This window comes from Agromyces binzhouensis, from assembly GCF_004135055.1.
Taxonomy (GTDB): domain Bacteria; phylum Actinomycetota; class Actinomycetes; order Actinomycetales; family Microbacteriaceae; genus Agromyces; species Agromyces binzhouensis.
This window is the reverse complement of record NZ_SDPL01000379.1, coordinates 1-3063: the sequence shown is the minus strand read 5'-3', so window position 1 is coordinate 3063 and position 3063 is coordinate 1. Positions and strand designations below refer to the sequence as shown.

Below are 3063 nucleotides of genomic sequence, written 5' to 3'. Positions count from 1 at the left end.
CGTCGCGGTTCGCTGCCGGGCGCGCGGCCGCGCCGGGCGGCTCGCCGACAGGGCTCGCCGGGAACTGACCCTCGCGTCACCGCGCGGCGTCGGCCCAGAGGACGGCGGAGCTCGGCGTGCCGTGGATCCCGAGGATCGGTGCTCCCGCGCCGCGCTTCGCAGTGCACAGGGCCTGATCAGGTCGCGTTGCTAGCCTCGCTCGGGTCGCCCGACGGCGGCACCGGACGAGGGAACCCAGTACCCGGAACGCGACAAGACTGGCCGAAGGAGTGCCGTCATGTCGTGGATCGTCCTCATCGTCTCCGGTGTGCTCGAGGCCGTCTGGGCCACCGCCCTCGGCAAGTCCGAGGGGTTCACCAGGCTCTGGCCGTCGGTCGTGTTCGGCGTGGCCCTCGTCCTCTCGATGGGCGGGCTCGCGTGGGCGATGCGCGGCATCCCGGTCGGCACCGCGTACGCGGTGTGGGTCGGCATCGGCGCGGCCCTCACCGTGATCTGGGCCATGGTCACGGGTGAGACGGAGGTCTCGTGGGCGCGCCTGGCGCTCATCGCGGGGCTCGTGGGCTGCGTCGTCGGCCTGAAGCTCGTCGGCGGCGCCGACCACTAGCCGCGGCGCCGTGCTCCGCCGGGCCGCCGTGCTCCGCCGGGCCGCCGGTCCACTTCGTCGAGTGGATGCCATCTGCACCGCTGCGAGCGCCCAGCGGTGCAGATGGCATCGCTTCGAGCACGGCGCTCGGAGGGCGGGCGGTCGGGGCGTCGGCCCAGACTGCGGCTTCGGCGGGCGTCGCGTCCGGTGTGTAAAGAATGCTTGACATGGTGTCGACAATGGTTGACACTGGACATGTCAAACATTCTTCACATCGAAGGGAACGCGGATGTCGTACGAGGAGAAGGGCACGTGGTCGTTCCTCGTGGTCACGATCGTGGTCTACGGGGTCTACCTCTGGCTCGTGCTCGCGCAGCTCGCCGCCGGGACGCCCGTCGACGAGGTCGACTACGCGATCCCCATGCTCTGGACGATCGGCGGCGCCATCGTCGCCGGCATCGTCGGGCGGATCCTGCTCGAGGTCATCACGCCGAGCGAGAGCCACCGCGCCGACGTGCGCGACAAGCAGATCGACCGCGCCGGCGAGCAGGTGGGCAACTCGCTCGTCGCCGCCGCCGGGGTCGGCGCGCTCATCCTGGCCATGCTCCAGGTGCACTGGTTCTGGATCGCGAACGCGATCTACCTCGGGTTCGTGCTCGCCGGCATCCTGTCGAGCGTCGCGAAGCTCGTGATGTACCGCCGGGGGGTGCCCGCATGGTGAAGCCCACGCGGGTCACGAACGACATCCGTTCGCTGCGCTTCCGCCACGGCGAGATGACGCAGGCCGAGCTCGCAGAGCGCCTCGGCGTCACCCGCCAGACCGTCATCGCCATTGAGCAGGGGCGCTACTCGCCCTCCCTCGAGATGGCCTTCCAGATCGCTCGGGTGTTCGGGGTACCGCTCGACGACGTCTTCCAGTACCCCCAGGAGGAGGTGTCGGCATCATGAGGATCGCCGCGTATCACCGGTACGGTGCCCCCGAGGTCGTCGGGGTCGAGGAGCGGGAGCGGCCGGAGCCCGGTCCCGGGGAGATCCGCGTGCGCGTGCACGCGGCGTCGGTCGGGGCGGCGGATGCCGCCGGCCGATCGGGTTCGCCCTGGTTCGCGCGGCTCGCATTCGGGCTGCGCCGTCCGCGCAACGCCGTGCTCGGCTCGGACTTCGCCGGTGTCGTCGACGCGGTCGGCGGGGGAGTGACGCGCTTCGCCGTGGGGGATCGCGTGTTCGGCGCGACCGGAGCGGACGGCGGCGCGCATGCCGACGCGGTGGTCGTCCGGGAGGACGGCGCCGTCGTCCCCCTGCCCGACGGGGTATCCGTCGAAGCGGCCGTCGCGATCTGCGACGGTGCGATGACGGCGCTGCCGTTCCTCCGCGACGGCGGCCGCGTCCGGCGCGGCAGCCGTGTGCTCGTCAACGGCGCCTCCGGCGCGGTCGGCGCAGCCGCGGTGCAACTCGCCGTCCACCTCGGCGCCGAGGTCACCGCGGTGTGCGGCCCGTCGCACGCCGAGCTCGTGACCGGCCTCGGCGCGGCGAGGGTCGTCGACTACACGCACGAGGACGCGATGCGCCGGGACGCGCCGGGAGCACCCTTCGACGTCGTGTTCGACGCGGTCGGCAAGTCGACCTTCCGGCGGGCGCGAGCCGTGCTCGCCCCGGACGGCCGCTACCTCACCACGGTGCCGTCGTGGGCGATCATGGCCCAGCAGGTGACGTCGCGACTCGGCCACCGCCGCGCGGTGGTCATGTTCACCGGGCTCCGCTCGGCCGAGGCCAAGCGGCCCGACCTCGAGCAGCTCGCCGCACTCGCCGCAGCCGGGACGTTCACGCCCGTCATCGAGCGCGTGCTCCCGCTCGACGCGGTCGCCGACGCGCACCGCCTCGTCGACACCGGACACAAGGCCGGCACGGTCGTCATCACGCCCGTGCCCGAACACCAGGAGGCATGATGCGCGCGATCGTCCAGAACGGCTACGGCGGCCCCGAGGTCCTCGCGGTCGCCGACGTCCCCGAGCCCGCGCCCGGCCGCGGGGAGGTCGCGGTCGCGGTCACGGCGGCCGGCGTGCACGCCGGCGACGTGTGGATCATGCGCGGCGAGCCGCTTCTGATCCGGGCCGCCTTCGGGGTGAAGCGCCCGAAGCAGCCCGTCATCGGGCGGGACATCGCCGGCGTCGTCACCGCCGTCGGCGAGGGCGTCGCCGAGCTCGCCGTCGGCGACCGGGTGTTCGCCGAGTCCGACCGGGGCGGCTTCGCCGAGACCGTGGTGGTCGCGGCCAGGTACGTCCGGCGCGCCCCGGCGAACCTCGACGACGTCCACGCCGCCGTGATCCCGGTGTCGGCCACGACCGCGTTGCAGGCGCTCCGGCTCGGTCGCGTCGGACCGGGGGACCGCGTGCTCGTGATCGGCGCGTCGGGTGGCGTCGGCACGTACGCCGTCCAGCTCGCGTCGGCGCTCGGCGCGGAGGTCACCGGCGTCGCCAGCGGCG

The 3063-nt window shown here is 73.3% G+C and carries 5 protein-coding genes and 1 riboswitch; all 5 genes read left to right on the top strand.

The window, feature by feature from the left end; all coding sequences use genetic code 11:
• The first annotated feature begins 199 nt into the window (after positions 1-199).
• A riboswitch (guanidine-III (ykkC-III) riboswitch) is annotated at positions 200-266 on the top strand.
• 11 nt (positions 267-277) lie between these two features.
• Positions 278-604: a DMT family transporter gene (locus tag ESO86_RS14450; RefSeq protein ID WP_129235619.1), complete on the top strand. Its 327-nt coding sequence runs from the start codon at positions 278-280 to the stop codon at positions 602-604.
• A 268-nt stretch (positions 605-872) separates the two neighbouring features.
• Positions 873-1304 carry a hypothetical protein gene (locus tag ESO86_RS14445; RefSeq protein WP_129235618.1) on the top strand — a complete coding sequence of 144 codons (432 nt, stop codon included), beginning with the start codon at positions 873-875 and terminating at the stop codon, positions 1302-1304.
• Positions 1298-1531, top strand: coding sequence for a helix-turn-helix transcriptional regulator (locus tag ESO86_RS14440; RefSeq protein ID WP_129235617.1), 234 nt, complete (start codon positions 1298-1300; stop codon positions 1529-1531). The genes ESO86_RS14445 and ESO86_RS14440 overlap by 7 nt, the downstream gene beginning before the upstream one ends.
• On the top strand, positions 1528-2526 hold the full coding sequence (locus ESO86_RS14435) for an NAD(P)-dependent alcohol dehydrogenase (RefSeq protein ID WP_129235616.1): 999 nt from the start codon (positions 1528-1530) through the stop codon (positions 2524-2526). Before ESO86_RS14440 ends, ESO86_RS14435 begins: the two co-directional genes overlap by 4 nt.
• Positions 2523-3063 (top strand): quinone oxidoreductase family protein (locus tag ESO86_RS14430; protein ID WP_165307905.1); only part of this gene is annotated, 541 nt, incomplete at its 3' end. The genes ESO86_RS14435 and ESO86_RS14430, both read left to right, overlap by 4 nt.